Origin of the sequence: Neptunomonas sp. (genome assembly GCF_016744175.1) — a bacterium.
GTDB lineage: Bacteria > Pseudomonadota > Gammaproteobacteria > Pseudomonadales > Balneatricaceae > Neptunomonas.
In genome coordinates this window covers 1-25,942 of record NZ_JADGEV010000010.1, presented here as the reverse complement: position 1 = coordinate 25,942, position 25,942 = coordinate 1, and the positions used below count along the sequence as shown (strand labels likewise).

General features: G+C 43.8%; 26 protein-coding genes. 12 read left to right on the top strand and 14 right to left on the bottom strand.

Going from position 1 to position 25,942, the window contains the following annotated elements; all coding sequences use genetic code 11:
• Positions 1 to 5: 5 nt before the first annotated feature.
• Positions 6 to 2,930 (bottom strand): molybdopterin oxidoreductase family protein, encoded by a 2,925-nt coding sequence (locus tag QZZ55_RS06335; RefSeq protein ID WP_293266475.1) that lies wholly within the window; start codon positions 2,928 to 2,930, stop codon positions 6 to 8.
• 378 nt (positions 2,931 to 3,308) lie between these two features.
• On the opposite strand from QZZ55_RS06335, the gene QZZ55_RS06330 reads away from it, so the two are divergent.
• The 4 genes from QZZ55_RS06330 (at position 3,309) to QZZ55_RS06315 (ending at position 8,691) form a co-directional block, all read left to right on the top strand.
• On the top strand, positions 3,309 to 5,066 hold the full coding sequence (locus QZZ55_RS06330; protein WP_293266473.1) for a SulP family inorganic anion transporter: 1,758 nt from the start codon (positions 3,309 to 3,311) through the stop codon (positions 5,064 to 5,066).
• A 12-nt stretch (positions 5,067 to 5,078) separates the two neighbouring features.
• The gene (locus QZZ55_RS06325) at positions 5,079 to 5,825 is read left to right on the top strand and encodes a sulfite exporter TauE/SafE family protein (protein WP_293266471.1); all 747 of its coding nucleotides are present in this window, start codon (positions 5,079 to 5,081) and stop codon (positions 5,823 to 5,825) included.
• A 117-nt stretch (positions 5,826 to 5,942) separates the two neighbouring features.
• A complete protein-coding gene (locus QZZ55_RS06320) occupies positions 5,943 to 6,941 on the top strand; it encodes an AAA family ATPase (RefSeq protein WP_293266469.1) in 999 nt (332 codons plus the stop codon).
• Positions 6,928 to 8,691, top strand: coding sequence for a cobalamin biosynthesis protein CobT (locus QZZ55_RS06315; RefSeq protein ID WP_293266467.1), 1,764 nt, complete (start codon positions 6,928 to 6,930; stop codon positions 8,689 to 8,691). Before QZZ55_RS06320 ends, QZZ55_RS06315 begins: the two co-directional genes overlap by 14 nt.
• Before the next feature lie 51 nt (positions 8,692 to 8,742).
• Here QZZ55_RS06315 and QZZ55_RS06310 read toward each other — a convergent pair whose 3' ends face one another.
• The 3 genes from QZZ55_RS06310 to QZZ55_RS06300 form a co-directional block, all read right to left on the bottom strand.
• The gene (locus QZZ55_RS06310) at positions 8,743 to 9,162 is read right to left on the bottom strand and encodes a GFA family protein (RefSeq protein WP_293266465.1); all 420 of its coding nucleotides are present in this window, start codon (positions 9,160 to 9,162) and stop codon (positions 8,743 to 8,745) included.
• A gap of 120 nt (positions 9,163 to 9,282) precedes the next feature.
• Complete coding sequence (locus QZZ55_RS06305) at positions 9,283 to 9,765, bottom strand: GNAT family N-acetyltransferase (protein WP_293266463.1); 483 nt, start codon at positions 9,763 to 9,765, stop codon at positions 9,283 to 9,285.
• A 109-nt stretch (positions 9,766 to 9,874) separates the two neighbouring features.
• Positions 9,875 to 10,045 (bottom strand): hypothetical protein, encoded by a 171-nt coding sequence (locus tag QZZ55_RS06300; RefSeq protein ID WP_293266461.1) that lies wholly within the window; start codon positions 10,043 to 10,045, stop codon positions 9,875 to 9,877.
• 139 nt (positions 10,046 to 10,184) lie between these two features.
• Here QZZ55_RS06300 and QZZ55_RS06295 point away from each other — a divergent pair, with 139 nt between their 5' ends.
• Positions 10,185 to 10,523, top strand: a complete 339-nt coding sequence (locus QZZ55_RS06295; RefSeq protein ID WP_293266459.1) for a DUF2956 domain-containing protein — start codon at positions 10,185 to 10,187, stop codon at positions 10,521 to 10,523.
• An 18-nt stretch (positions 10,524 to 10,541) separates the two neighbouring features.
• Here the strand turns inward: QZZ55_RS06295 and QZZ55_RS06290 are convergent, their stop codons facing one another.
• Positions 10,542 to 10,787 (bottom strand): hypothetical protein, encoded by a 246-nt coding sequence (locus tag QZZ55_RS06290; protein WP_293266457.1) that lies wholly within the window; start codon positions 10,785 to 10,787, stop codon positions 10,542 to 10,544.
• Between the two features lie 141 nt (positions 10,788 to 10,928).
• Between QZZ55_RS06290 and QZZ55_RS06285 the strand changes: the two genes are divergently transcribed.
• The 3 genes from QZZ55_RS06285 to QZZ55_RS06275 all read left to right on the top strand — a co-directional run bounded on the left by QZZ55_RS06285 (position 10,929) and on the right by QZZ55_RS06275 (position 13,090).
• Entirely contained in the window at positions 10,929 to 12,011 is a 1,083-nt protein-coding gene (locus tag QZZ55_RS06285) for a site-2 protease family protein (protein ID WP_293266455.1), read from the top strand.
• Positions 12,011 to 12,724, top strand: coding sequence for a pseudouridine synthase (locus QZZ55_RS06280; RefSeq protein WP_293266453.1), 714 nt, complete (start codon positions 12,011 to 12,013; stop codon positions 12,722 to 12,724). The genes QZZ55_RS06285 and QZZ55_RS06280 overlap by 1 nt, the downstream gene beginning before the upstream one ends.
• Before the next feature lie 123 nt (positions 12,725 to 12,847).
• The gene (locus QZZ55_RS06275) at positions 12,848 to 13,090 is read left to right on the top strand and encodes an RNA-binding protein (protein ID WP_293266451.1); all 243 of its coding nucleotides are present in this window, start codon (positions 12,848 to 12,850) and stop codon (positions 13,088 to 13,090) included.
• Between the two features lie 91 nt (positions 13,091 to 13,181).
• On the opposite strand, the gene QZZ55_RS06270 is transcribed toward QZZ55_RS06275, so the two are convergent.
• On the bottom strand, positions 13,182 to 13,511 hold the full coding sequence (locus QZZ55_RS06270) for a multidrug efflux SMR transporter (protein WP_293266449.1): 330 nt from the start codon (positions 13,509 to 13,511) through the stop codon (positions 13,182 to 13,184).
• Positions 13,512 to 13,567: 56 nt separating this feature from the next.
• A complete protein-coding gene (locus QZZ55_RS06265; RefSeq protein WP_293266447.1) occupies positions 13,568 to 14,059 on the bottom strand; it encodes a DUF1456 family protein in 492 nt (163 codons plus the stop codon).
• 510 nt (positions 14,060 to 14,569) lie between these two features.
• On the opposite strand from QZZ55_RS06265, the gene QZZ55_RS06260 reads away from it, so the two are divergent.
• On the top strand, positions 14,570 to 14,965 hold the full coding sequence (locus QZZ55_RS06260) for a DUF3461 family protein (RefSeq protein ID WP_293266445.1): 396 nt from the start codon (positions 14,570 to 14,572) through the stop codon (positions 14,963 to 14,965).
• A gap of 77 nt (positions 14,966 to 15,042) precedes the next feature.
• Here QZZ55_RS06260 and metA read toward each other — a convergent pair whose 3' ends face one another.
• The 5 genes from metA to dctP form a co-directional block, all read right to left on the bottom strand.
• Positions 15,043 to 15,963: a homoserine O-succinyltransferase gene (gene metA, locus QZZ55_RS06255; protein WP_293266443.1), complete on the bottom strand. Its 921-nt coding sequence runs from the start codon at positions 15,961 to 15,963 to the stop codon at positions 15,043 to 15,045.
• Between the two features lie 222 nt (positions 15,964 to 16,185).
• Positions 16,186 to 16,668, bottom strand: a complete 483-nt coding sequence (locus QZZ55_RS06250) for a universal stress protein (protein WP_293266441.1) — start codon at positions 16,666 to 16,668, stop codon at positions 16,186 to 16,188.
• A 102-nt stretch (positions 16,669 to 16,770) separates the two neighbouring features.
• Positions 16,771 to 18,045 carry a TRAP transporter large permease gene (locus QZZ55_RS06245; RefSeq protein ID WP_293266439.1) on the bottom strand — a complete coding sequence of 425 codons (1,275 nt, stop codon included), beginning with the start codon at positions 18,043 to 18,045 and terminating at the stop codon, positions 16,771 to 16,773.
• An 11-nt stretch (positions 18,046 to 18,056) separates the two neighbouring features.
• Positions 18,057 to 18,581 (bottom strand): TRAP transporter small permease, encoded by a 525-nt coding sequence (locus QZZ55_RS06240; RefSeq protein ID WP_293266437.1) that lies wholly within the window; start codon positions 18,579 to 18,581, stop codon positions 18,057 to 18,059.
• 230 nt (positions 18,582 to 18,811) lie between these two features.
• Positions 18,812 to 20,056, bottom strand: coding sequence for a TRAP transporter substrate-binding protein DctP (dctP, locus tag QZZ55_RS06235; protein WP_293266435.1), 1,245 nt, complete (start codon positions 20,054 to 20,056; stop codon positions 18,812 to 18,814).
• A 292-nt stretch (positions 20,057 to 20,348) separates the two neighbouring features.
• Between dctP and QZZ55_RS06230 the strand changes: the two genes are divergently transcribed.
• Positions 20,349 to 21,161: an IclR family transcriptional regulator gene (locus QZZ55_RS06230; protein ID WP_293266433.1), complete on the top strand. Its 813-nt coding sequence runs from the start codon at positions 20,349 to 20,351 to the stop codon at positions 21,159 to 21,161.
• 37 nt (positions 21,162 to 21,198) lie between these two features.
• Here QZZ55_RS06230 and QZZ55_RS06225 read toward each other — a convergent pair whose 3' ends face one another.
• A complete protein-coding gene (locus tag QZZ55_RS06225; RefSeq protein ID WP_293266431.1) occupies positions 21,199 to 22,809 on the bottom strand; it encodes a choline dehydrogenase in 1,611 nt (536 codons plus the stop codon).
• 378 nt (positions 22,810 to 23,187) lie between these two features.
• Between QZZ55_RS06225 and QZZ55_RS06220 the strand changes: the two genes are divergently transcribed.
• Both QZZ55_RS06220 and QZZ55_RS06215 read left to right on the top strand, forming a co-directional pair.
• Positions 23,188 to 24,654, top strand: coding sequence for a PLP-dependent aminotransferase family protein (locus QZZ55_RS06220; RefSeq protein WP_293266429.1), 1,467 nt, complete (start codon positions 23,188 to 23,190; stop codon positions 24,652 to 24,654).
• Positions 24,655 to 24,734: 80 nt separating this feature from the next.
• The gene (locus tag QZZ55_RS06215; protein ID WP_293266427.1) at positions 24,735 to 25,265 is read left to right on the top strand and encodes a cyclic nucleotide-binding domain-containing protein; all 531 of its coding nucleotides are present in this window, start codon (positions 24,735 to 24,737) and stop codon (positions 25,263 to 25,265) included.
• Here the strand turns inward: QZZ55_RS06215 and QZZ55_RS06210 are convergent.
• On the bottom strand, positions 25,262 to 25,942 hold a 681-nt coding region (locus QZZ55_RS06210; RefSeq protein ID WP_293266425.1), incomplete at its 5' end, for an aminotransferase class IV. The two genes, QZZ55_RS06215 and QZZ55_RS06210, sit on opposite strands and share 4 nt — an antisense overlap.

Below are 25,942 nucleotides of genomic sequence, written 5' to 3'. Positions count from 1 at the left end.
TGCAGTTACTTCTCACCCCGTGTCAGAATATCTGACAGCGAGCGCAATATATTGACATTTTTATGGCTGGTATAGCTCAGCATATCCGGAGATGGCTTCGCATTAGGCTGTGGTTTCAACGGCCCAAACTGCGGCCAGCTACCGGTCTCGCCTTCCGCGGCGGGTGTGATTTTTACTCTCAAGTCGTACCAGGCAGCCTGCCCTGTAATAGGATCAGAGTTAGTCACACGATCTGTTTCGTCGCCTTTTTGCGGAAGTAGCTCTGAAATCAGGTGGTTCATCAAGAAACCATCTGTCGATTCATTTGCATCTTCCGATAAGCCCCATGCACCGCCACGTTTACCGATAGCGTTCCAGGTCCAGACCGTTTGCTCGTTAGTACCTTCCATCAACTTAACTTGCGCACGGATTTTGCCGTTATGTGACTCAACCCATACCCATGACATATCTTTAATGCCATCACGCTCTGCCGCAATACGGTTCATGTACAGATAGTTCTGGTTCATGATTTGGCGCAACCAAGCATTCTGGCTGTCCCAGCTGTGGTACATGAACATAGGACGCTGATTCACCGCATGATACGGATATTCATCACGATCAATACGCTGTTCTTCCAACGGCATGTAATAGATAGGAAGTGGATCAAAGTACTTCACTAAACGTTCTTTGTGGTGCTCTTCGGTTGGCATAGGGCCGTCATACAAACCTTGCCCAGCTAAACGGAACGTTTGTAGTTTTTCTGAGTAAAGCTCAATAACGATCTGGTCCGTATTACCGATCCAACCCGCTTCTTTTGCTAATTCAAGATAGTCGCGGTTAGCATGGCGCATATAGCGCTGGTTCATACCTAACTCAAACTCAAAGAAACCTTCGTTTTCTTCGTATGCTTCCCACTGGCGAGGATTCGGCTCTCCGCGAAGCGACTTATCGCCATTCTCACCACGGTAACCTGCCAAGAAACCAATACCTGGCTCTTTCTCGAAATTAACGATGAAATCTTTATAGTCATCGTACTTACGCTCGCCTTCTCCTGTTGTGAAAGCAGGGAAGCCTAAACGACCAGCCATCTCAACCATCACTTCCTGCCAAGAAACCACATTACGGTCAGGCTTAATGACTGGAATACGAACAGAATCACATGCAGCATGCGGTTCAGAGATTGGACGGTCGAGCATAGAAATTGTGTCGTAACGCTCTAAGTAAGTGGTATCGGGCAATACGAGATCAGAATACGCCACCATTTCAGAGTTAAATGCATCCGAGCAGACAATAAATGGAATCTTATATTCGCCATCATCTTCTTTGGCGCATAACATTTCCAAGGTTTGCTCAGTATTCATACTGGAGTTCCACGCCATATTGGCCATGAACAGCATCAATGTATCAATCTTGTACGGATCACCTTTTACCGCGTTGCTAATCACCATATGCATCAAACCATGACACGATATAGGTGCATCCCAGCTATATGCCTTATCGATACGTAACGGTTTACCGTCCGCATCAATGGCTAAGTCTTCTGGGCATGTTGGGAAGCCAAGTGGTGGTGATTTTAACGGCGTATTGGGCGCCATTTCTTTTGCTGGTTTAATGCCAGGCGGGATGTGTTTCGGGAATGGAGGTTTAGCCAGATGGCCACCCGGGCAGTCAATAGTTCCCAGCAATACTTGCAACATATGAATGGCACGGCATGTTTGGAAGCCGTTTGAATGAGCCGATATACCACGCATCGCATGCATAGATACAGGACGCCCGATAAACTTATCTTGTTTACGACCAGCCCAGTCAGTCCATTCTACATCAACAGTAATTGTCTCCTTGAAAGCGACATGCGCCATCTCAAGTGCAATTCGTTCAATATCTTCAGCAGCGACACCACACTCTTTTGCAGCTACTTCAGGAGAGTACTCATCATCCATATACTTTTCTAGCATGATGCTCATTGCTGTACGCAATGGTGTTCCGTCAGGCGCTGTGTACTCACCAAATAAAGCAGGCGATACATCAGGACGGTTCGCATCGGCATATGCTTCTGTTACCTGATCCCACACTTGTGGAGTCTCACCACCTGCACGGTAAAATAGGCCGTCACCTTTCTGACCCGGTGTATTAACAACTAGCTGAGCAGAGTTGGTATAACGAATTAAGAACTCTTCATCCACCAGCTGATTTTTTAGCAGTACATGAACCATCGACAAAGCAAGAATGCCATCAGTACCTGGACGAATAGCGACCCATTCATCAGCAATTGCTTGGTAACCCGTACGAACCGGGTTTACAGATACAAATTTAGCACCGCGCTCTTTAAGTCTTTTCAGGCCAAGCTTAATCGGATTAGATGCATGGTCTTCCGCCACTCCCCACATAAGGAAGTACTTAGTATTTTCCCAATCAGGATCGCCAAACTCCCAGAAAGCATGCCCCATCGTATAAAGACCACCGGCCGCCATATTAACGGAACAGAACCCGCCATGAGCAGCCCAGTTAATGGTACCAAACTGACTAGCCCACATACCTGTGAGCGCCTGCATTTGATCACGGCCTGTAAAATAAGCCAGCTTTTTAGGGTCAGTAGCGCGGATGTGCGATAGACGTTTCTCCAGCATGTCTAACGCCTGTTCCCAAGAAATCTCTTCGAACTCACCAGCACCACGTTCAGTGCCTGGCTTACGCAACAAAGGAGAACTCAGTTTTGCAGGCGAATACTGCTTCATAATGCCGGAGTTACCCTTAGCACACAGCACACCCTTGTTGACAGGATGGTTTGGGTTACCCTGTATAAAGCGGACTTTGTTATCTTCTACCGTTACCTTAATACCGCAACGACAGGCACACATGTAGCAGGTGGTATATTTGGTTTCCTGCTTGTCTCTATTTTCAAATTCTGGAAGACCGGAATTAACCGGTATTAAATTGGCTTGGCTTGTCATATTTATTATCCACCGTAGCGTTTGGCGTGTAACGCGATGCCCACAAATTCGGATCTGTCATAAAGTTACTGGGCCCGCCCTCACTTTCTAGGAAGATAGATAAACGAACCCGACTCTGCCAGTTATGCTAGAAACTAGATAACCATTCGACAATGACCAGTAAGAAGGCAGCGATGGGGCCAGCCTAAGCAAAAAATGTATGAAACACCTCGTTGGACCACTGCGACTGCTGTTCTAAACACGACACAACCGCCCCCTAACACCTATCGCGTGGTCTTAAAAAGTCATAAAATCTGGATCTATGCTCTGACACTAAGAGCATATAACTTGATATTGATAATAAAAAAGTTAAAAAAATCAATCACTAGGATCAGCCTTATGCAGAACCAACCAAACAAGCCCAAATTTAACTGGACTCGCTTGTTTCCTTTTTTGGTATGGTCTCGTTTTATTACGATGGACAAAGCACGTGATGACCTATTTGCTGGTATCACTAATGCAGTCATCGTACTCCCCCAAGGCGTTGCCTATGCTCTTATTGCAGGCATGCCACCTGAATATGGCTTATACGCTGCGATTATCCCTGCAATAATTGCTGCCCTCTTTGGCTCTTCATGGCATCTTATTTCTGGCCCAACGGCCGCACTATCAATTGTTGTGTTCACCACAGTAAGCCCCCTAGCTACGCCTGGTTCACCCGAATTCATTAACCTTGTTTTAGCACTCACGCTCATGGCGGGGCTGTTTCAGCTATTGCTTGCTTTTTTCCGCTTCGGCACCTTGGTTAACTTTGTTTCGCACTCTGTTGTTGTCGGCTTCACAACCGGAGCGGCTATCGTTATCGCCTCCAGTCAGGTTAAGAATATTCTAGGCATATCTATAGAGAGCAATGGGTCTTTCCTCTCCACATGGCAAGGCGTATTCTCTGCCGCTAGTGATACTAATTTTTATGCTCTTTCGGTTGCTGCAGTTACTGTTGCTACATGCTTATTTTTTAAACGTTTACTTCCTCGCTGGCCCAACATGCTCATCGCCATGATCGCCAGTAGCGCCTTTGCTTGGTGGCTTGGAGCCGATGAACATAGCATTGCACTGGTGGGTGAAATCCCCGGCAGTCTCCCTCCCTTTATGCTGCCAAGTCTTGATTCCAACGTCTTTTACGATCTAGCACCTGGGGCTATTGCTATCGGCCTATTAGGCTTAGTAGAAGCTGTTTCAATCGCCCGCTCTGTCGCAACGCGTTCACACCAGTCTATTAACGGTAATCAAGAATTCTACGGACAAGCACTTTCTAATATTGTTGGGTCTGTATTTTCGTCTTACGCATCCTCAGGCTCGTTTACCCGCACCGGAGTCAACTTCACTTCCGGCGCAAAAACCCCATTAGCTGCCATTATTGCAGCTATTTCACTGGCCGCTATTGTTCTACTGTTTTCAGAAATGACGCGCTTTATTCCTATCCCAAGTATGGCGGGTTTATTACTCGTTGTTGCTTACAACCTTATTGATTTTCATCACATCAAACTAATTTTCAGAGCCGGTAAATCTGAATTCGCTGTATTAATTGTCACCTTTGCTGCAACACTTGTGATGGCGCTCGAATTTGCCATTTACCTGGGTGTTATTTTGTCATTAGTGTTTTATCTAAAGCGAACGTCTCAGCCAAACATTGTAGAGGTGCTGCCCGACCAACACAGCGCCACACCATTTTTCATCACTGCCCTTGCCACTAGCCAGCCTCGATGCCCGCAACTCAAAGTCATTCGTATTGAAGGCTCTTTATTTTTCGGCTCCGTTAACTACGTAAAAGACTACTTGGAAAATATAAGCTCACCTAACGTGCTCATTATCGGCAACGGCATGAACCATATCGATATCGCTGGAGCGGAAATGCTGATGCAAGAAGCCAAGCGAAGGCGTAGCATTGGTCAAGCGTTATACCTGAGCAACCTTAAGACACAGGTTGATGAGTACCTAAGACGCGATGAATATCTTGAAAGCTTGGGAGAGCAAGTATTTTTTAAATCTAAAGGTGAAGCCATTAAAAAAATATACGACCAGCTTGATCGTGACATCTGCCATAATTGCAGCAGTCGTATTTTTAAAGAATGTAAAACAGCCACACTAGAAGAGTAGCATCTACACATCATGGGCCTAGAAACACTTATCCCCTTCATTGCGATCATTGCTTTTGCAACCTATGTACAAACTATTACAGGATTTGCTTTAGGGATGATAGTGATGGGCGTTGTGACAGCATTTAATCTAGTCCCTATTGCTTTCACTTCTGTTGTCATTAGTGCTGTTACTTTGATTAACGGCCTCGTTGCCATTAAAGGCAATTTCCATGCGCTGGATCTCAAGCGAGTCATACTCACCTGCGCTGGCATTTTTCCCGCTCTGCTCGCAGGCTTAATCCTCCTAGATTACCTCAGTGAATCTTTCAGCAACTTATTACAGTTATTATTGGGCATTACCATTTTTACAGGCGGTATGTTAATCATGCTTCGCCCGGAACCTGTTAAACAGCCTTCTCCTAATCCTGTTTTTGTAGCTTCAGGAGCAGCTGCTGGCTTTTTAGCAGGCATGTTTAGCATGGCCGGACCTCCCCTCGTCTATCTGTTTTACCGCCAACCTTTTGAACTAAAAACTATTCGACTCTGCCTCGTGTGCATATTTCTTATTTGCTCATCAGCACGTACTATTATGGTTGGCTTCCAGGGTGGTTTAACCATCGACATGTTAACCTTTTCACTATTTTGCATTCCTATCGTGATGTTTTTTACGTGGATTGGGAAACGCTACCCACCACCACTAAGCACCACCAATATGCGCCGCTTTGCATTTTTTCTTTTGATTATTATTGGTTTAACGTTAATGATAACCGCACTTTAACTGGCCATACTGAAAGATAGCATCTGGCCCACTCTCTACCCGCCCCATTCACCTAGACTGGGGCAAACACGTATGCAGAACATTTCTTAATACAATCTATAAATTATGGGTATAACTATGTCTGATATTAAAATTGACCAGCCAGATACGACGGTCTCTGTTCGTGAGGTTTTTGGCATAGATACCGACCTTAGAGTTCCTGCTTTTAGCGAGCGGGATGATCATGTACCAGAAGTAGATACCGCGTATCAATTCAACCCTGAGGTTACTTTAGCTATTTTGGCAGGATTTAGCCGCGACCGCCGAGTCATGGTTCAGGGCTTACACGGTACAGGTAAATCAACGCATATCGAGCAAGTCGCTGCACGTCTTAACTGGCCATGCGTGCGCATCAACCTTGATGGACACATCAGCCGTCTTGATTTAGTGGGTAAAGACACCATCATTTTACGTGATGGTAAGCAAGTAACCGAATTCCAAGAAGGCATAGTTCCGTGGGCTTTACGCCGCCCTACAGCACTGATTTTTGATGAGTTCGACGCTGGTCGCCCTGACGTTATGTTTGTTATTCAGCGCATACTAGAACGCGACGGCAAGTTCACGCTACTTGACCAGAACGAAGTGATTCACCCGCATAAGCAGTTTCGTTTATTTGCTACCTCTAACACGATTGGTTTAGGTAATAGCACGGGCTTGTATCACGGTACTCAGATGATTAACCAAGCACAGATGGACCGCTGGAACATCGTTACTACGCTGAACTATTTGCCGACTGATGACGAAGTTAAAATCATCCAAGCTCGTGTACCTAACTTTAATAATGAAGCAGGCCTTACCCTCGTAAAATCGATGATTGCTGTTGCAGATATGACACGTAATAGCTTCGCTGCCGGTGATATTTCTACGCTAATGTCTCCACGCACGGTTATTTCGTGGGCAGAAAATATCGAGATCTTCCGTGATCCAGCAATCGCCTTCCGTCTATCATTCTTAAATAAGTGCGATGAAGCTGAACGGCCGATGATCGCCGAATTTTTCCAACGCTGTTTCGACCAAGAGTTAACTGAATCTTGGGCTCATAAGGCGTCTGGAGTAATGACCAGTGAGCAACACTAATAGCGGTTACGAAGCAAAACAGACTGCGCAACAACCACGCCATGAAAAACTTCAACAGATGGTTGAAGAGCTGTGTGGTGTCAGCGTACGTGGTTACTCTGGCGTAAGTGGTTTTAAATTTAGAGGCCATCGTCCAGAACTAAACGGTCGCCCTTCAGGCATTCGTGCGTCACATCTGCGTACGAGTTTAGAAAAAGACGACTTTCGATCTTTTCGCGGTGCCGCAGACGGTATCGCTCTACGCTTAAAGCATTGTGATATTGATCTTCATCGCAGCCTAATGCCCGAAAGTGACGTAGGCCAAATGATCTTTGAACTACTCGAGCAGCTGCGTGTAGAAGCACTGGTTGATTCAGCTCATCCTGGCGCCAAGCGTAATATAGAACATCGTTTTGAATCATGGTGCCTGCAGTTACACGCGGCCAATATGACTGAAAACAATGTCGGCTTAATGATCTACACGGTTGCCCAGATGGTCTGGACACGCCTCTCCGGCAAACCTGTTATCGAAGTAACAGAAGATCTTATCGAACCACATCGCATGATGCTTGCGCCCCATGTCGGCACTTTTTTGGTGGGGATGCGCCGCAATGTCCATGACCAAAAAGTATTCGCTGAAAATGCCTTAGGGGTAGCTCAGGTGGTTGATGAGTTAGTCGGTTTTTTAGATGAGAACAAAAAAGACAGCGAAGATGAAGAGGAAGCAATCAACAACAATTTCGGCTTATTGCTTGAGTCAGAAAGCGAATCTGAAGGCGAAATGCCTACCAGTAATGGCCGCACGACACATTCGCAGTACCGCGAACTACTTGCTCAACTAAATCAGTACAAAGTATGGTCTCGCGATAATGACCGGGTTATCCATGCTGAAAAACTCGTCGCATCCTTTATCAGAACAAAAATGCGTGCCCAGCTTGATGAGCGCATTCGCGGCCAAGGGGTTAACGTCCCACGCTTAGCACGTCAATTACAGATGATCTTATCTGCACCTGAATTAGATGGCTGGAACTTCGGTGAAGAAGAGGGTTATTTAGATGCTCGACGCTTAACGCGCCTGGTCACTTCTCCTGAATACCGTCAGCTATTCCGTAAAGAACGTTATCAGCCGCATAGTAATTGTTTGGTTACTTTCTTGCTGGATAACTCAGGCTCCATGAAGCAGCACATCGGCTCCATTGCTATGCTGATAGAGATTATGGCTAAAGCGCTTGAACTAGCCGGGGCCAGTACTGAAATCCTCGGTTTTACCACCCGTAGTATTCAAGGCGGAAAAACCTTTAAGCGCTGGCGCTCATCAGCCAACAAAGAAGCAAACCCTGGCCGCTTGGCTGAAACCGAACACATTATCTATAAAGATGCCGATACGCCGTTTAAACGAGCGCGACAAAATATAGCGGCCATGATGAAGCCGGATATCTTTAAAGAAGGTATTGATGGTGAAGCCCTACTATGGGCCGCCGAAAGAATGGCTGCACGCCCAGAAGAGCGTCGTATTCTCATTGTGCTATCGGATGGCTCTCCAATGGAGTCAGCAACCGCACAAAATAACGTGCCGGACTTTATGGATAACCACTTACGCCAAGTGGCTACCATGCTTGAAGCACGTGGTGATATGGAGCTGTATGCGCTAGGCTTTGGGCTAGACCTCAGTACCTATTATCGTAATAGTCTAGAGCTAGACCTACCAGAAGTCTTAGAGAACTCGGTGTTTAAGGACATCATCAAGATGCTGGAACGTCGCCACCGCTAATCAGCAGTGGCGAATATCGCTAAGCTAGAATAAGTTAACCTACTCCCTTGTTTAAGCACCATACATAGCAAAGACTTCTGCTTCTGTCATATCAGCCGTTTTATTAGAAAAACTATAATAAGATGGCTTCTTATCAATAAAGATTTGATGGTCAAACAGCAACTCATCAATATTCTCTAGCAGCCCTACCGGCATTATATATTGGTTGCTCGTATTAAGGCGGTAAAACAGATGAGTACCACACTGCTTACAAAATCCTCTTGTAGCCCACTCGGAAGAACTAAAAGTAGAAATGTTCTCTTTCCCTGTAAAGCTCACCTCAGTGCCACAATCAACCGCTAGCAAAGGACCACCACCCCACTTTCGGCACATACCACAGTGGCAAGCACCAACCTTGCCAGCTACTTTTTCTACCTGCACATGCACACCACCACATAAGCAGCTGCCTTTTACTCCATTAAATTCTGACATAGCAACCTCCTAGTTTTTTTAAAGCTAGTTAAGTGGATCAACCACTCGATTCACTCTATCTAATATACGTCGAATAATACTCTTTACATTATTTGGATAACACATCTTTGCCGCTTCATTTTATGAGTCAGCCAAATTGAGTAGCGCCTGCCCCGTTAAGCGATAGCCAACCCATTCGATTTGTGGCTCAGCACCTAAAGACTCGTAGAATTGAATAGCAGGCATATTCCAGTCGAGAACACTCCACTCAAACCGACCACATTTTTTTTGTACCGCTATTTGGGCCAGATGTTTTAACAAAGCTTTCCCAGCACCTGTACCACGAGCAATAGGCGTCACGTACAAATCCTCCAAATACAAACCGTGTTTAGCCAGCCACGTAGAATAATTTAAAAAATATACTGCCAGCCCTATAGGTTGGCCATCGCTTTCACAGATAATGGCTTTAGTTGCAGACTCTTCTGAAAAAATCGACTCACGGATAGATGACTCCGTGGCCAGTACTTCATGCTCTGCTTTTTCATAAACGGCTAATTCTCTAACAAACTGAAGAATCACTCCTGCATCATCTGGGGTTGCATTTCTAATTGTTAAAACTGACATGTCATTCCTTTTTTATTACTGATCACTCAATAAAACTGACCGATTTTCCCGACGAGTAATAGGTAGGTTTCTTCATGCGGCCTCAAACACACATGAATTGCTTATCTACTTAATCTTTCTTTTCGATAGTAATCTCAAGTGACTTAGTGCTGCCTGCATACCATTTTTGTACGTATAAAGTCCCCATAATAGGAGCCTTACCCTCTTCTGGCACTTCTTGATAACGCACGCTATTTTTCGTTTCTTTTTCATATTCAAAAGTCACTGTAACTTTAGACATAATTGTTCTCTACAAAAAATACTGAAGTGAAAATATACGGGCAAGAAAAGCACGAAACAAGCGCTCTTTATATATCCGCTGTCATGTTTTCACCACTACACAGGTTATACTTGTCGCATCTCACATTAAGGTAGTAAGCATGAGCCGACAATCCAAAGGCGCAGTATCAGATGAAACGATAACTGAAGCGCTAAAAATAACGCGAGCCACTCAAAAACCCGGCCAAACAAAAGAACAAAGTAAACTGATTGCACAAGGTATTCAAAAAGGCATTGACCAATATAAAAAACAACAAAAAGCAAAAGCACGAGAACTGGACCGTCAAAAGAAAAAAACAAAAGCCGTGGATCTGTCTTCCTCTACTGACCTTTCGCCAAAAAATGACACACCAGAACAACCCGTAATACACACGAACAAATGGCCCTGGCTTCTGCTAATACTTTCTTGGGCAGGATTTTCTGCTTATTTGTGGTTCTAATTTACAGCCTCTTGCTGACTAAACATCGTGTATATAAGGAGAATTTTTTTTCACTCTCCCAAATGCGCGATACTCGAGAATTAACCCAATAACGTCATTGTCACTTGCAACAGCCAGCAAGGACTCATCCATTGAACGACGCTGCGGTAATGAAAGATTGAATTTATCACGCAGAACCTCTACCACTTGTTCATCTGAATTAGGGTCAAACTCTCTTCCAGCAAATATATAAATTCGCTGCAAGATAAATGCTTTAGTAGCCATTCTCTATATTTCCATTAAGGTTATTAGTAGGTAGTCCACAGTCAAAATATTTAGCAGCAAAACTAAATATCGAGTATCACTTGCCAGATTAAATGAATCAGGGATAATTTGCGCTCTTTGTTAGGATAATGGAACACTACATTGCAATTATTACGAATAGATTGTTTAGGTCGCGAATTACGGCTTGAAGGCTCCATGGCGGGTTGGCAAGCACTCTACTGGGACAATCAGCTTGTTTCTCAGCACAACGCAAGCGCAGACCCTACATCGACGCCTACCCACCATTTTTCCTTACAGGCAGACCAAGCAGAAATCAACTGCAAGCTAAGTGTCTCCCTTGAATGGCAGCCGTTCTCTCTAGAATATCAACTACACGTGAATGATGACCTAGTAAGCCAATCAGCACTCAATGAAAAAGACATTGAGCGCCAAGAAATACTACAACGCCCTAAAGCGCCTAACAAAATAAGCCTCATTGGCTTAGGCTCGCTAGCACTAAAACTATTCAAAAGCGCAAAAGTGATCAAAGTGCTCTTTGCGGCAGGTAGCTTAGCCGCCTATGCATGGCTATTTTCGATTCAATTTGCTATCGCTTTAATTCTTTGTTTGGTCTTTCATGAATATGGTCACATTCGCGCGATGAAGCACTTTGGATTAAAGACTAAAGGGATTTACCTCATTCCATTCGTAGGAGGTTTAGCACTCTCTGATGATAAAATTAATACACGCTGGCAAGATGTTTACATCTCAATTATGGGCCCTTTTTTTGGTTTCATTCTGTCTTGTGTATGCCTGTTTGTCTATTGGATTACCGGGATAGAACTGTTCGCAGGCCTAGCCGTATTCAATGCATTACTTAATTTATTTAACCTTCTACCGGTCCTACCATTAGACGGCGGGCATATTTTAAAAAGCATCGCTTTCTCCATGAACTCTATTGTAGGTCTCGTCGCATGCGTGCTTGGAGCTGTAGGTGGCATTTTAGCCAGCTACTATTTTGGAATGGCATTGCTAGGCTTCTTACTCGCGATAGGCAGTGTGGAAATTATTTTTGAATGGAAACGACGCCACTACAGTGAACTTCTACCACTAGATCGCTACGGACAACTTGTTTCTGCCGCTTGGTATTTTTTAACGCTTGGCGGATTGAGTGCAATTATCTGGATTATTGGGCAAGGAGAAAACCAAGCGCTGGCATTACCACTGAAAATTCTGGGTAGCTGATGCGCTTAGCTCAGCACTTAGTACACTCGGGCATTTGCTCACGACGTGCTGCTATCAAAATGATTGCGGAGGGTCTCGTAAGCATCGATGGCAATGTAGCATCGCACCCGGTAACCGTCACAGGTAATGAGGAAATAATTGCTGACGGAAAGAGAGCCGTGCTGCCCAAACAGTGCACCTATATGATCTACAACAAACCCGTGGGTATCGACTGTAATTGTGTTGCTAACAACCCTGATAGTATTGTTAACCATGTCACACTACCCACTCGGTTATTCCCCGTTGGAAGAATAGATAAAGACTCCCACGGTTTAATGCTACTAACCAACGACGGGGTTTTATGTCAGCAATTATTGTCACCTGATTACTCACACCCTAAAACCTATCTCGTTACGGTCGAGCCACATTATCAACTCCCCGATATTGGCACTGAGTTTCAACAAAAAATGAGCATGGGTATCGAGCTTGATACTGTTGTAACACGGCCTTGCAAACTCAAGTTATTGAGTAAGAATCATTTTGAAATAACGTTAACACAAGGGCTAAACCGACAGATTAGACGCATGTCTCGCTCATTAGGATACAAAGTCATTAACTTGCAGCGCATAGCCATTATGAATCTATCATTACAGGGCTTAGCCCTTAATCAACTTCGAGAGCTCACGTCTGAAGAAATCCAGATCCTTAAAGCAAACATAGCCAGCCCTCAATGACCTGCCAACCCAGCTAAACTATGTATCATCTATTCAACTTCGTTGGGATTGTCGTTAATTACTGCTAGTATTAGCCCCGTTACTTTACCCCCTTAAATTTATCAATAAAACACGGCACCTCCTATGAAAGTATTAATACGTAACCTTGCACGCACTACCACTGAAGCAGACGTTCTCGCACTGTTTCAGGTTCATGGGACTGTACAGTCTTGTTCGCTGGTAATTGATGAGCACAATGGAAAATCAAAAGGTTTCGGTTTTGTCGAAATGCCAAAACAGGGAGATGCTAAAGCAGCCATTAAAACACTAAATGGCACCACCGTTGATGGGAATATCATTCGTGTGAAAAAGGCTGAAGTTAAGTAATACGACAGGACAGCCTCTAATAAACGGCTAACGGTAAATCAACAGTCCTACTTAAACGGCTCAACTAGCCGTTAAGAGGGCTGCTTTGCATTTAATGGCTGACCGTTTTAGAAAATACATTTATAACGACAACACCGGTTATGATTAACCCCATTCCTAGCATTGCCGGTGTATCTGGAATTTGTTTGTAAATCACCGCACTCGACAGCGCCACTAGAACAACACCGCCCCCTGCCCATATAGCATAAGCAACACCAACGGGCATTTGCCTCAACACCAAAGATAACAAGTAAAACGAAACACAATAACCGATGATAACAATTAAACTCGGGATTGGTTTTGTGAAGCCTTCAGATGCTTTTATAGCGCTGGTTCCAATGACTTCACATATTATTGCAATAACTAGATACAAATATGTCACAAATCCACCATTTATAAATGGCCTGCGCCCAGTAAAATACACACCATCACAAAAAATTACGCGTCTGGGGATTCTGGTGTTTCCGTTTTGTTATCTCGATATTTATGCTGTAGCCCAGACAGAAAATTACGTATAACTTGATCCTGGCATTCTCTGTAGTTCTGGTGGTCTGGTTTGCGGAAAAAGGCACTCAGCTCATGCTTACTTAACCGAAACTGTTCTATAGCCATAACATCTAGAACATCTTCCGATGTCATATTTAATGCTATTTTCAATTTCCGAAAAATAATATTGTTATTTAGCCGGCGCTCGGGTTCAGGGGCCGCTCCCTCTTTCTTCCCACGCATTTCGTTAATAAGCCCGTTCAGAAAAATGGCAAACTCACGATCACTACAACGTAAGTAAGCAGGATCTTCCTCTTTCTTCAACCAATCAGCAACTTGAGCACGTGTGACCTCATGGTCAGCCAAACGAAAAATGGAAATCATTTTTGAATCATTGAAATCGAAGGTATAGCGAAGGCGACGTAAAATATCGTTATTGGTCACAGGCAAACTCTTAATTAGTAATAAATGGCATCATTGCAAACACACAGCAAAGCGATCTACTTTAACAGATATCTTGTTTTCTTAGTTCAATCTTCTCGGCTTTTTATTAAAGATCTCAGAAAATGGCATGCTAGGATGACAGAACAGTAACTTGGCACCAGAATAGTTCATTCTCTGGCTCTAACTAGTCCTAAGGTATAAGCCCTATTATTCTTTTGAAAGCTGCCATAGAAGCTTATTCACCATTTTAAGCACTTTCTAATGCTGTTTTCAGGGCTTTATCAATTTCTGAGACAGTGCATATTGTTTCAGCTCAAAATAAAAATAATTGGAAGACGTATAATAGGTGATTGCCTGTTAACGCTTCTCAAGATCGATTCCACCGCTTCGATCACGCGATTTTGCTTTAGCGACTGTTAATACTCTCGTTAGAGCGGTAAAGCATACACAACCTATTTTTTGAGCCTAGTATTTGAAATACAAGTACTATTGAATGAGAACCTGAATACCATGTCTGACTACCCTACATTAGAAAAAATGGGCATCAAATCTGTCGATAATGTAGATAAATACACCTTGCGCCATCAAGGCGACACTGATGTACTAAAGATCTATTACAAACGCCCTAAAGGCTCTTTCTTATCACGTAGTAAGAAGTTCACTTTTATGCGTGGACGTCGCGGCATCCCTCTTGAGGCGCGTAATTCTCACGCGTTTGATGAGATGGCAAAAATAAGCCCCGAACTGCTGATCGCTTTAGAAGAGCTAAAAAGCTTAGATGCTCGTCGCAAAGAAGTAGATCCTATTGATCCTAAGCAAAAATTCCTTTCTGACTTAGATCATATGGAAAAAGTAATGACGACCAAGATGGATGAAATCCGTCGTCAGATTAATGAGCTAGACTGAACAACAGATAGCGCACGCTTATTCTGTTCGCCATAAAATACCGGCCTATTGTGGGCCGGTAATTGATTATATTAAATTCACTTCTGCTCAACACTCAAGTCGTAAGGCGTCAACTGGTAAACATAATAATTCAGCCAATTTGAGAACAAAAGATTACCATGACTGCGCCATGTATTAGCGGGTTTGTTTTCAGGGTTATCAGTCGGAAAATAATTAACAGGAATTATCGTGTTTATTCCCGCATCTATATCTCGCCAATACTCCTGCGCTAGCGTTTCAGCCTCATACTCAGGGTGACCTGTAACATATACCTGACGGCGGCACGAACTCGCCATCATATAAGCACCAGCCTCATCTGAAGAAGCAAGTAGATGTAGGTCTGTATGATTAGCAATAAAGTTAACAGGAAAATCAGCATTACGTGAATGCGGCGCTACAAATTGATCATCAAAGCCACGCGTTAGTGGTTCATGTGCTGAAAGAATTTTGTGCTGATAAACACCTGATAGTTTTTCTGAACGTGTTTGCTTTGGTAAATCATAAAGCACTTTAAGTGCAGCTTGAGCAGCCCAACACAGAAATAATGTAGAGGTTACATGCTGTTGCGACCACTTTATAACTTCTTGAATTTGATCCCAATAATGTATGTCTTCAAAGTTAACCAAACCTAGAGGAGCACCGGTTATAATTAACCCATCGTAGTTTTTATCTTGTACATCTTCAAAATCCCGATAGAAACTATCCAAGTGCTGACGCGGTGTATTCTTGCTTTCATGATTGTCGATTCGCAGCAACTCAACATCAACTTGCAATGGTGTATTAGACAATAAGCGGATGAGCTGGTTCTCTGTCTCAATCTTTTTAGGCATCAAGTTAAGAATCATTACTTTTAGAGGTCTTACATGCTGATGTGATGCCCGAGTCTCGGTCATCACAAAGATGTTTTCAGCCCCCAAAACATCGACTGCCGGTAACAGATCGGGGATTTTAATTGGCATTACATATTACCTCACCAACGAGCCTGCCACGAGAAGCATTTCAACCGTCAGTACAACAATTACTTTATTAAGCAAAGGGTAACAATTATCTAATGAAGTTGATATATATGAACTAATTAGGCCGCGCACTTTATGGAATTAATACTCTTATTACTCGCACAACCCTGCATACAAAAAAACCGACTATATAATAGCCGGCCTTTTATAATCTTATAATATATGTTATTTCAAAGGAACGACGAGTACAGGAATAGTAGAGTCTTGTAGCACTTTTTGTGCGGTAGAACCCATGAGTAACTTCCCGATGGAGGAATGAGTTCTTGTACCCATCACAATAAGGTCTGCATTAATTTCTTTTGCAACTTTCAGAATGACTTTAGAAGGTTTTCCTGGCTCAATTTTATGTAGTACTTCTCCTTGCGGGAGAGTGATACCCACAAGTTCTTCACGAATCACATCCTCGATGCGTTTTGTCATTTTTGATTTAAGCGCATCAACGCCCTTATCACGTAGTGACTCAAGAACATCCTCAGAAAGATAACTTTCTATCATTGTTTCTGTAGACTTATTCATGGGCTCCATCACATGCAAATACGTTATTTGTGCATCATGTTGAAGCGCTTCACTTACCGCTCTGAAAAATGCTGGCCGTGAAGCCTTACCCATATCAGATGCATACAAAATATTGTTAATTTCTGGCAGCATAATCTCACCTATCTCTAATCAGTAAAATAACTAACTCAAGCACTCACTGCTAAGCAATACGCCTAAGAAATGGGTGCCGAATATCTTCGACACCACAACGCTTTAGAAAGAAAGCATGAATAGACTTAACTGCGGTATGAATGCAACCAGCGCCCATGTTGCCATTAAGGCATATAGGTAAGGAAGCACCGCTTTCACTATCTGCAAATAAGGTATTCCGGTCATACTACTGGCGACATACAGGTTCAAGCCGTATGGCGGTGTAATAAACCCAATGGCATCACCAATAAGGAACAGTACTGCGAAGTGAATTGGATCCACTCCGATACTCATTGCTATTGGCGCTAAAATGGGTGCCAGTATGATCGTATTCGGCAAGCTTTCTAATACTGTACCGGCAAGTAACACAATAAGCAGACAAGCAAATAGAATGGGGTAGTACCCTCCCAACAATCCAAGCAACTCGGTTAAGAACTCTTTAGCGCCTAATAATGACAATACCTGTTGCATAACAACCGACACCGCAATAAGGGGAGCTAACATTCCTGTAATTTGCCCGGAACGCATCAAGATAGTCGGTATCTGAGAGAACTTGAGTTCTCGCGTCACCAACACACCTGCTAACAAGCAGAAACCCGTTGTCATCCCCGCCGCTTCAGTAGGTGAGAATGCCCCTGAATATATGCCCCACAGAACGATACCAATGGCAAGAAAACCTAACCAAGCACGCATACCCATTTTAAGTGCATGCTTAAAACGAAATGGCTGTAGTACACCGTAACCATTTTTACGCGCAATGAAATAGCAAACAAGCTGCATGGCTACAACCATTAATATACCGGGAATTAGACCCGCCATAAATAAATCGCCGATAGGCAAGTTCATCATGAAGCCGTATACAATGAATATGATACTGGGTGGGATAATAATCCCTACCGTACCACCAGCAGCAACTGTTGCAGCGGCAAACTTAGAGTCATAGTTACCCTTCGTCATTTCAGGATGCATGATCCCGCCAATGGTTGCCGTTGTGGCTGAGTTAGACCCAGAGATTGCAGCAAACAAGCCACACGCACCCAAAGAAGCCATCCCTAAACCACCATGAAGCCAGCTTAAGCAAGAGTAAGCAAAATCAGATAGCCGTTTAGCAATACCGGCAGCATTAATCAGGTCACCGGTCAGGATAAACAGCGGTAACGCCAATAAGCCGTAGAAATTAAGTCCTTCATAAAGAGTCACGCCCACATTAGCCAGTGTGAAATCAATCACAAGACTCACGCCGATAACCCATAATGAAATCACTAGAAAAATAGGTATCCCCAGTACAAAAAGCGCCGTCACACCGAGGCTGATCAGGGTAATTAATATTCCATCCATCTCATTTCTCCTCAGTCAAACATTTTGGCTTGGGTGGTCAAAGGACGCCCAGCAGTGAAGGAACGAATGTCTTGTCTCAGATTTTGTATCACACGAAATAACAACAAGATCCATGCCAGCGGCGTAGCCATATAAAACCACCACTGCATTACATTGTCGGTCCCTTGCACGATGGCAAAGTTGTCATAGGCGATATAAACCTGTTCAACAGAGTAATAAATAACGACTACACCCATTACGAACCAACAAAGGGCATCCAGTAGCAAACAGTAGAATTGCCCTTTATATGGCAAGCGCTCTCTCACCTCTGTAAAGCGCAAATGAGAGCGGCGCATAGTGTTGTAAGAAGCACCCATCCAAGCAAGCCATAGAAACATGTAAATGGGGATAGTCGTACTCCAAGGAGCTTGCTCATTGAAGAAAAAACGACGAATCACTTCGACAAAAATAATGCCCGCCATCGAGGCATAAGAAACTAGAATAACGCTCTTCTCTATATTGCGTTCAATCGCACCAAACACAGATCCAATAGTCATCTTGTTAGCCCTCTAACCGAGCGGACGAACGCTGCCCAGTCTATTCTTGGCTGAACATTATCAACCAAAATTTTATTTGAAGTATGTACACCAGCGTTCACAGCAACGCTCCATTCTTATTATTTAATGTGTCGGGTTTTCTTATTAGCCTGTTTAATAGAAGCTAACGAGTGTTTGGAGTGGAAAAGCCCGTTCAACAGACAGTCTGAACGGGCTTATTAAGCGCTAACTTAACCTTTCCACCAGCGGCGAGGTGCAACATTTTCTGCCAAGGTATCGCGAGGAATTTCACGAGCAATCTTATGGATAGAACCATAAGTGTCCTGACCACCTGACCATTTATCCAGACGCTCACGCCATTGAGTCCAAGGTTCAGGGTTGAACTCTGGAGCACAAATGCGCTCTGCTTTAGCACGCTCTTCGTCAGACAAGTTTGCCATACGAACACCATGCTTGTGGAACAATGTACCTGGTAGAGAAGGAGATGTAGCCCCAACAGTGTTAACCAATGCAGCTTCTTGAGCGGCTTGGATTTTAACCTGCGTTAAGTATGAAGACTCCATAACGGCATCTTGAAGATCGCCACTGAAGCTATCAAACATACTCGCACTCATCATTGTCGCTTCGGTACCACAGAAGAAACGCAGATCAACAGACTGAGATACAACAGGAGACATATTGGCGTAACCTACCGCGCCAGCCCATGTTTCAGCACCGTCAATCAAGCCTTGTTTCAAGCCATCAAGCGTTTCAGACCATGCAATAGGCACTGGGTTTAATTCCAGAAGCTGCATTGCAATACGTCCTAACTGAGTACCTGTCACACGGTTTTTCGTACCGCGCAGCTGCTCAATAGACGTGATCAGAGGCTTATCTTTCCAGCCTAACCCCATCTGCAAACCACGCAACTCACAATGTGAGAACAAGAACTGCAAACCATGCTTTTCACGTAGTGGATCGCGTAATAGCTTTTGACTGTCAGGGTGATACAAGAAGTGATACTGAGAAGCGCGCGTAGGGAACATATACGCATAATCAAGTACGTTTAAGTACGGTGCGCCACCCGCTGAGTTCTGTGTAGACGCAGTAAACATATCAACAATACCCTGCTGGGTTTTCTTAACACAGTTTAGCTGTCCACAGATCTGATTATCACCAATAAATTCGACACGAATCTCGCCATCAGTACGTTCTTCGATGTCATTAAGGAAGTCGATACAACCTGCTCGTTCAATCAGCAGGTTGTTTTCGTTGAAACCTGACGCACCAAACTTAAGTACATGCTTAGCTTCTTTTTTGTAACGGCGTTTTGCATTGCCTTCAGCAGCTTGAGCCAACTGCGGAAGAGTAAAACTCCCCAGTGCAGTCGCGGCAAGCATAGTTGAACTCATGCCATAGGTGGCGGCAACACGAAAAAAGTCGCGACGTGAAACGCTTCCTTGTTCCGGTTTTGAGGAGGTAATTATTTTGGCCATTTTTAAACACCCTTATTTATTTTTATACAGTTAGGGATTTGCTGATCTGTTTGACACAAGTCAATAACTGATCGTCTGTTCAATAAAACACATAAAAATACTTATTACAAACTTTTTTGATAAATTAAGTCTCGTTTTGGCTAATTTAAGTAACAAATTACTTAATTCTTCTTCTACGAAACAAATATAAAAGTGATGAATTAAATATATTTACAACATAAATAACTATTAATGAGACTTTTATAATCGTACTATCATTCTACACCACTCGTATTCAAACAGGACAACATCGATGCCAGACTCCCCTTCTAAGGAAAAAGGTTCATCAATACTGCGTGCCCTACAAATTCTCGAAATCGTTGCCAATGCAACTCAGCCCATGACACCGACTGAAATCAATCGAACCCTCAAACTTCCTAAACCCAGCATTCACAGGCTATGCAGCCAACTGGAAGAAGAAGGATTTCTACAGCCTCGGTTAGACGGTCGCGGGCTATTACCGGGCCTCAAACTTAATAAACTTGCTATTGCTATCCTCAGCAACAATGATTTTTTACGCACACAACGCCACATCATCCTTCAGCGTTTATCTGATACTCTCGGTGAGACATGCAACATTTCCATCCCAAATGGAGGAGAAATGGTGTACTTCGACCGCGTTGAAACCCATTGGCCTTTACGTGTGCAGCTACAAATTAATGATCGCGTACCTCTGCACTGCACTGCCAGTGGCAAACTATTCTTGAGCGAGCTCAGCAGCATTCAACGCTCTCGGCTTCTTGCAAAAATCCCATTGGATAGCCACACTCCCAACACCCTGACCAGCCCTGCAGCCCTAAAACCGGAACTAAGCAAAATAAGTAAACAAGGTGTCGGCCTTGATAACGAAGAGTTCTTTCAAGGCATGATTGCTGTGTCCGTCCCCATTCGTGATAAAGAAGGCCGTATGTATGCTGCTCTTGCCATGCATGCTCCGACAGCAAGATTGTCAATAGAACAAGCCCTTGAGAGCGTTCCTGATATGCATAAAGCTGCTGCTGAGCTGTCAGCATTGATGGAAGACGATATGGCAGACTTCCAAGCAGAGCCAACTGAAAGCGAGTAGCCATAATACTTATGGCTACTCCCTTCCCTGTTACTCTCTATTTCTGCTCATCTTCTTTAATCATGTCAGATGCTTTTTCTGCAATCATGATTGTTGGTGCGTTGGTATTACCTGATACGATAATGGGCATAATAGAAGCATCCACCACGCGTAAACCGTCAACGCCATAAACCTGTAAACGATCATTAACAACGGCCATTTCATCACTACCCATCTTGCAGGTACCTGTTGGGTGATAAATGGTTGTTGCACGATTACGGGCATACTCAAGCAGCTCTTCATCAGTTTGATACTGCTGCCCTGGCTCATGCTCTTCTTTAATCAAAGGAGCTAAAGCGGGCGCATATATAATCCTACGCGTAGCCTTAATAGCCTCAATGGCTGTTTTTTGATCTTCTTCAGTTGCCAGGTAGTTCGGATGAATTGCAGGATACTGCTCAGGGTTAGCGCTCTTAAGCTCGATCGTCCCGGTACTCGTTGGGCGTAACTGGCACACCGATGCTGTAAATGCAGAGAATCGATGTGTACCATCAGCGGGCTTATCAGCACTGAGCGGCTGCAAATGGTACTGAATATCGGGTCGCTTCATCTTCTCATCTGTTTTAGTGAAGATACAGACTTGGCTGGCCGCCATGGTCAAGGGGCCAGTACGAAACAATGCGTACTCCATCCCCATCAACATTTTACGAATAGGGTTGTTAACTTCATCGTTTAAGGTAATTGGCTTATTTACCTTGTAGATGGTTCTGATCTGAAGGTGATCCTGTAGATTTTTCCCAACGCCAGGAAGGTGCTGAACCACAGGGATATTATGTTTGGCTAGCTCTTCTTTCTCACCGATTCCTGAAAGCATCAAAATTTGAGGTGAGTTAATGGCACCCGCCGACAACACCACTTCTTTATTACAGCGAATGGTTTGCTTTTCACCTTTAACAGTAACAGTAACACCAACAGCACGATTACCTTCAAACTCTATACGGTGCACTAAAGCATTAGTGATAGCATCAAGATTTGGTCGCTTTAAAGCAGGACGCAAAAAGCCAACGGCTGTACTACAACGCGTACCATTTTGATTAATAGTTAGCTGAAAGTAACCCACCCCTTCTTGTGTTTCACCGTTGCTGTCATCGTTGCGAGGGATACCCACTTGCTCGGCAGCATCAATAAATTTGTCACAAATCTCACGGTGTATACGGATATTGGAAACCGCTAGTGGACCTCCCACTCCATGATACTTACTCGCTCCGCGCTCTTGGTTTTCAGATTTTTTAAAATATGGCAGTATTTCATCATAAGACCAACCGCTATTACCTAACGCAGCCCAATCGTCATAATCTTCCTTTTGGCCGCGTACATATAATAAGCCGTTTAATGAGCTTGACCCACCTAACACCTTACCTCTTGGCCATTGTAACTGACGGTTATTAATACCAGGATCAGGCTCTGTCATGTAACACCAATCTGTCTTTGGGTTATGCATGATTTTAAAATAGCCGATGGGGACATGTATCCAAGGATTACGATCCTTGTTGCCCGCTTCCAAAATTAGCACTCGGTGGTTTGGGTTTTCAGACAAGCGGTTTGCCATAACACACCCAGCAGAACCCGCACCAATCACGATATAGTCGTAGGCATTCTCTAAAGACATAACTGACACCATCTCTTTTTATTTTTATTTGCTCGTTTAGCAATGGCATTTCAAACCCGATACTGGCGTTTTGATAGCTAGAAAACCCTTGCCAAACACAGTAAAAAACGAACAAAGCAACACTTACCGCAGCATTCGATTCTAAAAGTATCGTTTTTATAAAATAATAAATCAACAGAAAATAATTATTTTGATATTTAAAGTCTCACAAATATACAAAAATGGAATAAAGATGTGTTTTATCAGATGACATTGACGGATAATAAAGGTATTACTTAAAATAAAGAGCTAAAAAGAAAGGTTGTTCTATAAGATTAAACAGCCACTAACTAAAGTAAGCGCTCTAAAAACAATAACAATAAAAAGGCGACCAACACTATGTCTACGCTGTTCCACTTAAAAAGAGACGATAACGCAGCAACATTGCAAAGTCAGATTCGTCAACAGCTAGTCAATGCTATTCTTGGGGGCTACCTCCCGATAGATAAGCCGTTACCCTCTAGCCGAAGCTTAGCCAAAACGCTTAATGTAGCGCGCAACACTATTGTCCTTGTCTATGACGAGCTTGCTGCCGATGGATATCTCACCTCAGTAGAACGCAGTGGGTATTTCGTCGATCATCGCTTTTTACCAGACCACCTTAAAAAGAATCTGGCAAAGACACCTGAAGAAAATAAAGACACGGTTGACTGGACGCAAAAATTAAAAGTAACAGCCGGATGCCAATCTAATCCAAGCTTGGCACATTCTTGGCAATCTTATCCCTACCCGTTTGTGTACGGACAACTCGATACAAAGCTCTTTCCTATTGATAACTGGCGCAAATGCTGGCGCGATGCAGTAAGTGTGCAAGCGATTCGCGATTGGACATCAGACCGTTATGATAGCGACGACCCACTATTGATAGAGCAGATACAAAAACGGATTTTGCCTAGCCGAGGCATTCAAGCCAATGCCGATCAAATACTTATCACCGTAGGTTCACAACAGGCCCTTTACTTACTAGCGCAACTTCTACTGGATAAAACATCTAACTTTGGAATTGAAGACCCTGGATATGTGAGTGCGGCACATATCGCTGATGTATTCGGTGCTAATGTGATTAGCTTACCTGTCGACCAAGATGGACTCGTACTTGATGAGCGCTTAAAAGAATGTGATGCGATTTATATCACCCCCAGTTATCAATGCCCAACAACGGTAACGATGCCACTAGAAAGACGTCAGGCTTTACTGGACAACGCACGCAATGACGACTTCATCATCTTTGAAGATGATTACGAAATGGAGATGAATTACGACTCCAACCCTATACCTGCACTCAAAAGTCTCGATAAACATGACCGTGTTCTTTATATAGGTAGCCTATCCAAAACCCTAGCGCCCGGCCTAAGAATGGGATTTATGGTTGGCCCCAAAGCACTCATACAAGAAGCCAGAAACCTTCGTCAGTTAATGGTGCGCCACCCGCCTCTAAACAACCAACGTGCCGTTGCATTGTTTCTGGCACAAGGCTATCACGATGCCTTACTACGAAAATTGGCTCGCAGCTTTCAGCAACGTAGCGAAATTATGGCAGCGGCTTTGGATCAGTATATGCCCGGCAGTTACACGCTACCCTCGGGTGGGTCCTCTTTTTGGTGCTGCGTGCCTGAGCATATAGACACTGCCGAGCTAAAAGGCATAGCAGCGGAAAAAGGTTTGCTCATTATCTCGGGAGATAGCTATCACTACGGGGATGATTTACCGCATAATTACATTAAACTTGGTTTCTCTGCTATTTCGCCAGAAGCCATAGAGTCTGGCATAAAGATACTCTCGGAGCTCATACAGGAAATGTCTTGAACTTAAGATACAAAAGCTATGACAAAGTACTTATAGAGTAACCTATAAAATAACGCCTATGAAAAGGACTTCTGGCAAGTGTGTTACCACACGCAATGTTCAGTGTTGAAGCTGATTTGGATGACAAAGTGAAAAGTGTAATCGGTAGCGAATTACTAGAGCTGTATGGGATTGATTATTTCAGAGGAGCATCCACACTAGGAGCACTCACCCCTGATGCCATCAACTATCTATTAAATAATGGCGATGTGTTCGAACTCATTAAAGGCGAAGCGCTGTTTTCATACGATGAACCAGGCAATAGTTTTTTTGTAGTTTTAAAAGGAAAAATCCAGTTTTTCAAAATACGCAATAACAAGCCCAAACACATCCGTGATTATCTTTTCGGCCAAGAAGTAGGTTCGGTCGCTATGATAGGGCTTCACGATCGCGTAGGTAATAGCTTTGCCGGTGAAGATAGCATAATTTTGAAGGTTTCATGTAACGTATTCCATGGCCTTCACGAGGCGCTCCCTACCGACTTTGGGATACTGCTACTTAATTTATCCAGAGAGATGGCAAGACGCCTACGCGAATCAGATGATAAATTCGCTGACCAAAAGGCTGATTAATCATCGGGATAAAGCACCAACGTACTCCACTCATTATCGGTATGCTTGTCCCAGTAAGCTTGTTGGATGCGCTTACAGATAGGCCCCACTAAGCCATCACCAATATTGTTTTGATTAACCTTAGTCACAGGCATAACACCACCCGCTGTTGAGGTAATAAAAACCTCATCAGCGTTTGTTAGCTCTTGCGGGCTCAGCGCCCTAGCCGAACACGGCAGTGCTAGTTCCTGGCAAAGGTCCATAACGGTTCTGCGGGTTATCCCCGGCAACACCGAATAGTCGGGGGTAGCTAACTGCCCATCTTTTACGATAAACACGTTAAACCCCGGCCCCTCAGCAATGCCGCCCTTATCATCTAACAATAAAGCAGTTTCTGCGCGCTTCTCATAAGCGTCATAAAGCCCTGCGACTAAGTCGAGCCAATGGTAGTTTTTAATAGAGGGATCAACTGAAGACGGTGGTATGCGAGTACGCTCAGCTACTGCAACATGCAAACCTCTTTGCAACTGCTCAGGATTTGCCACAGAACTAAAAGGTACAACAAAGACCATAAATCGATTAATAGCTTCTCTAGGGTCACGGCTAAACGTAGGGGAGCAACCGCGAGTGCAGATCAGTTCGACATAGGCATTTTTTAATCCAGACAGCGCTACGGCGTTCATCACTATCTCTAGCAC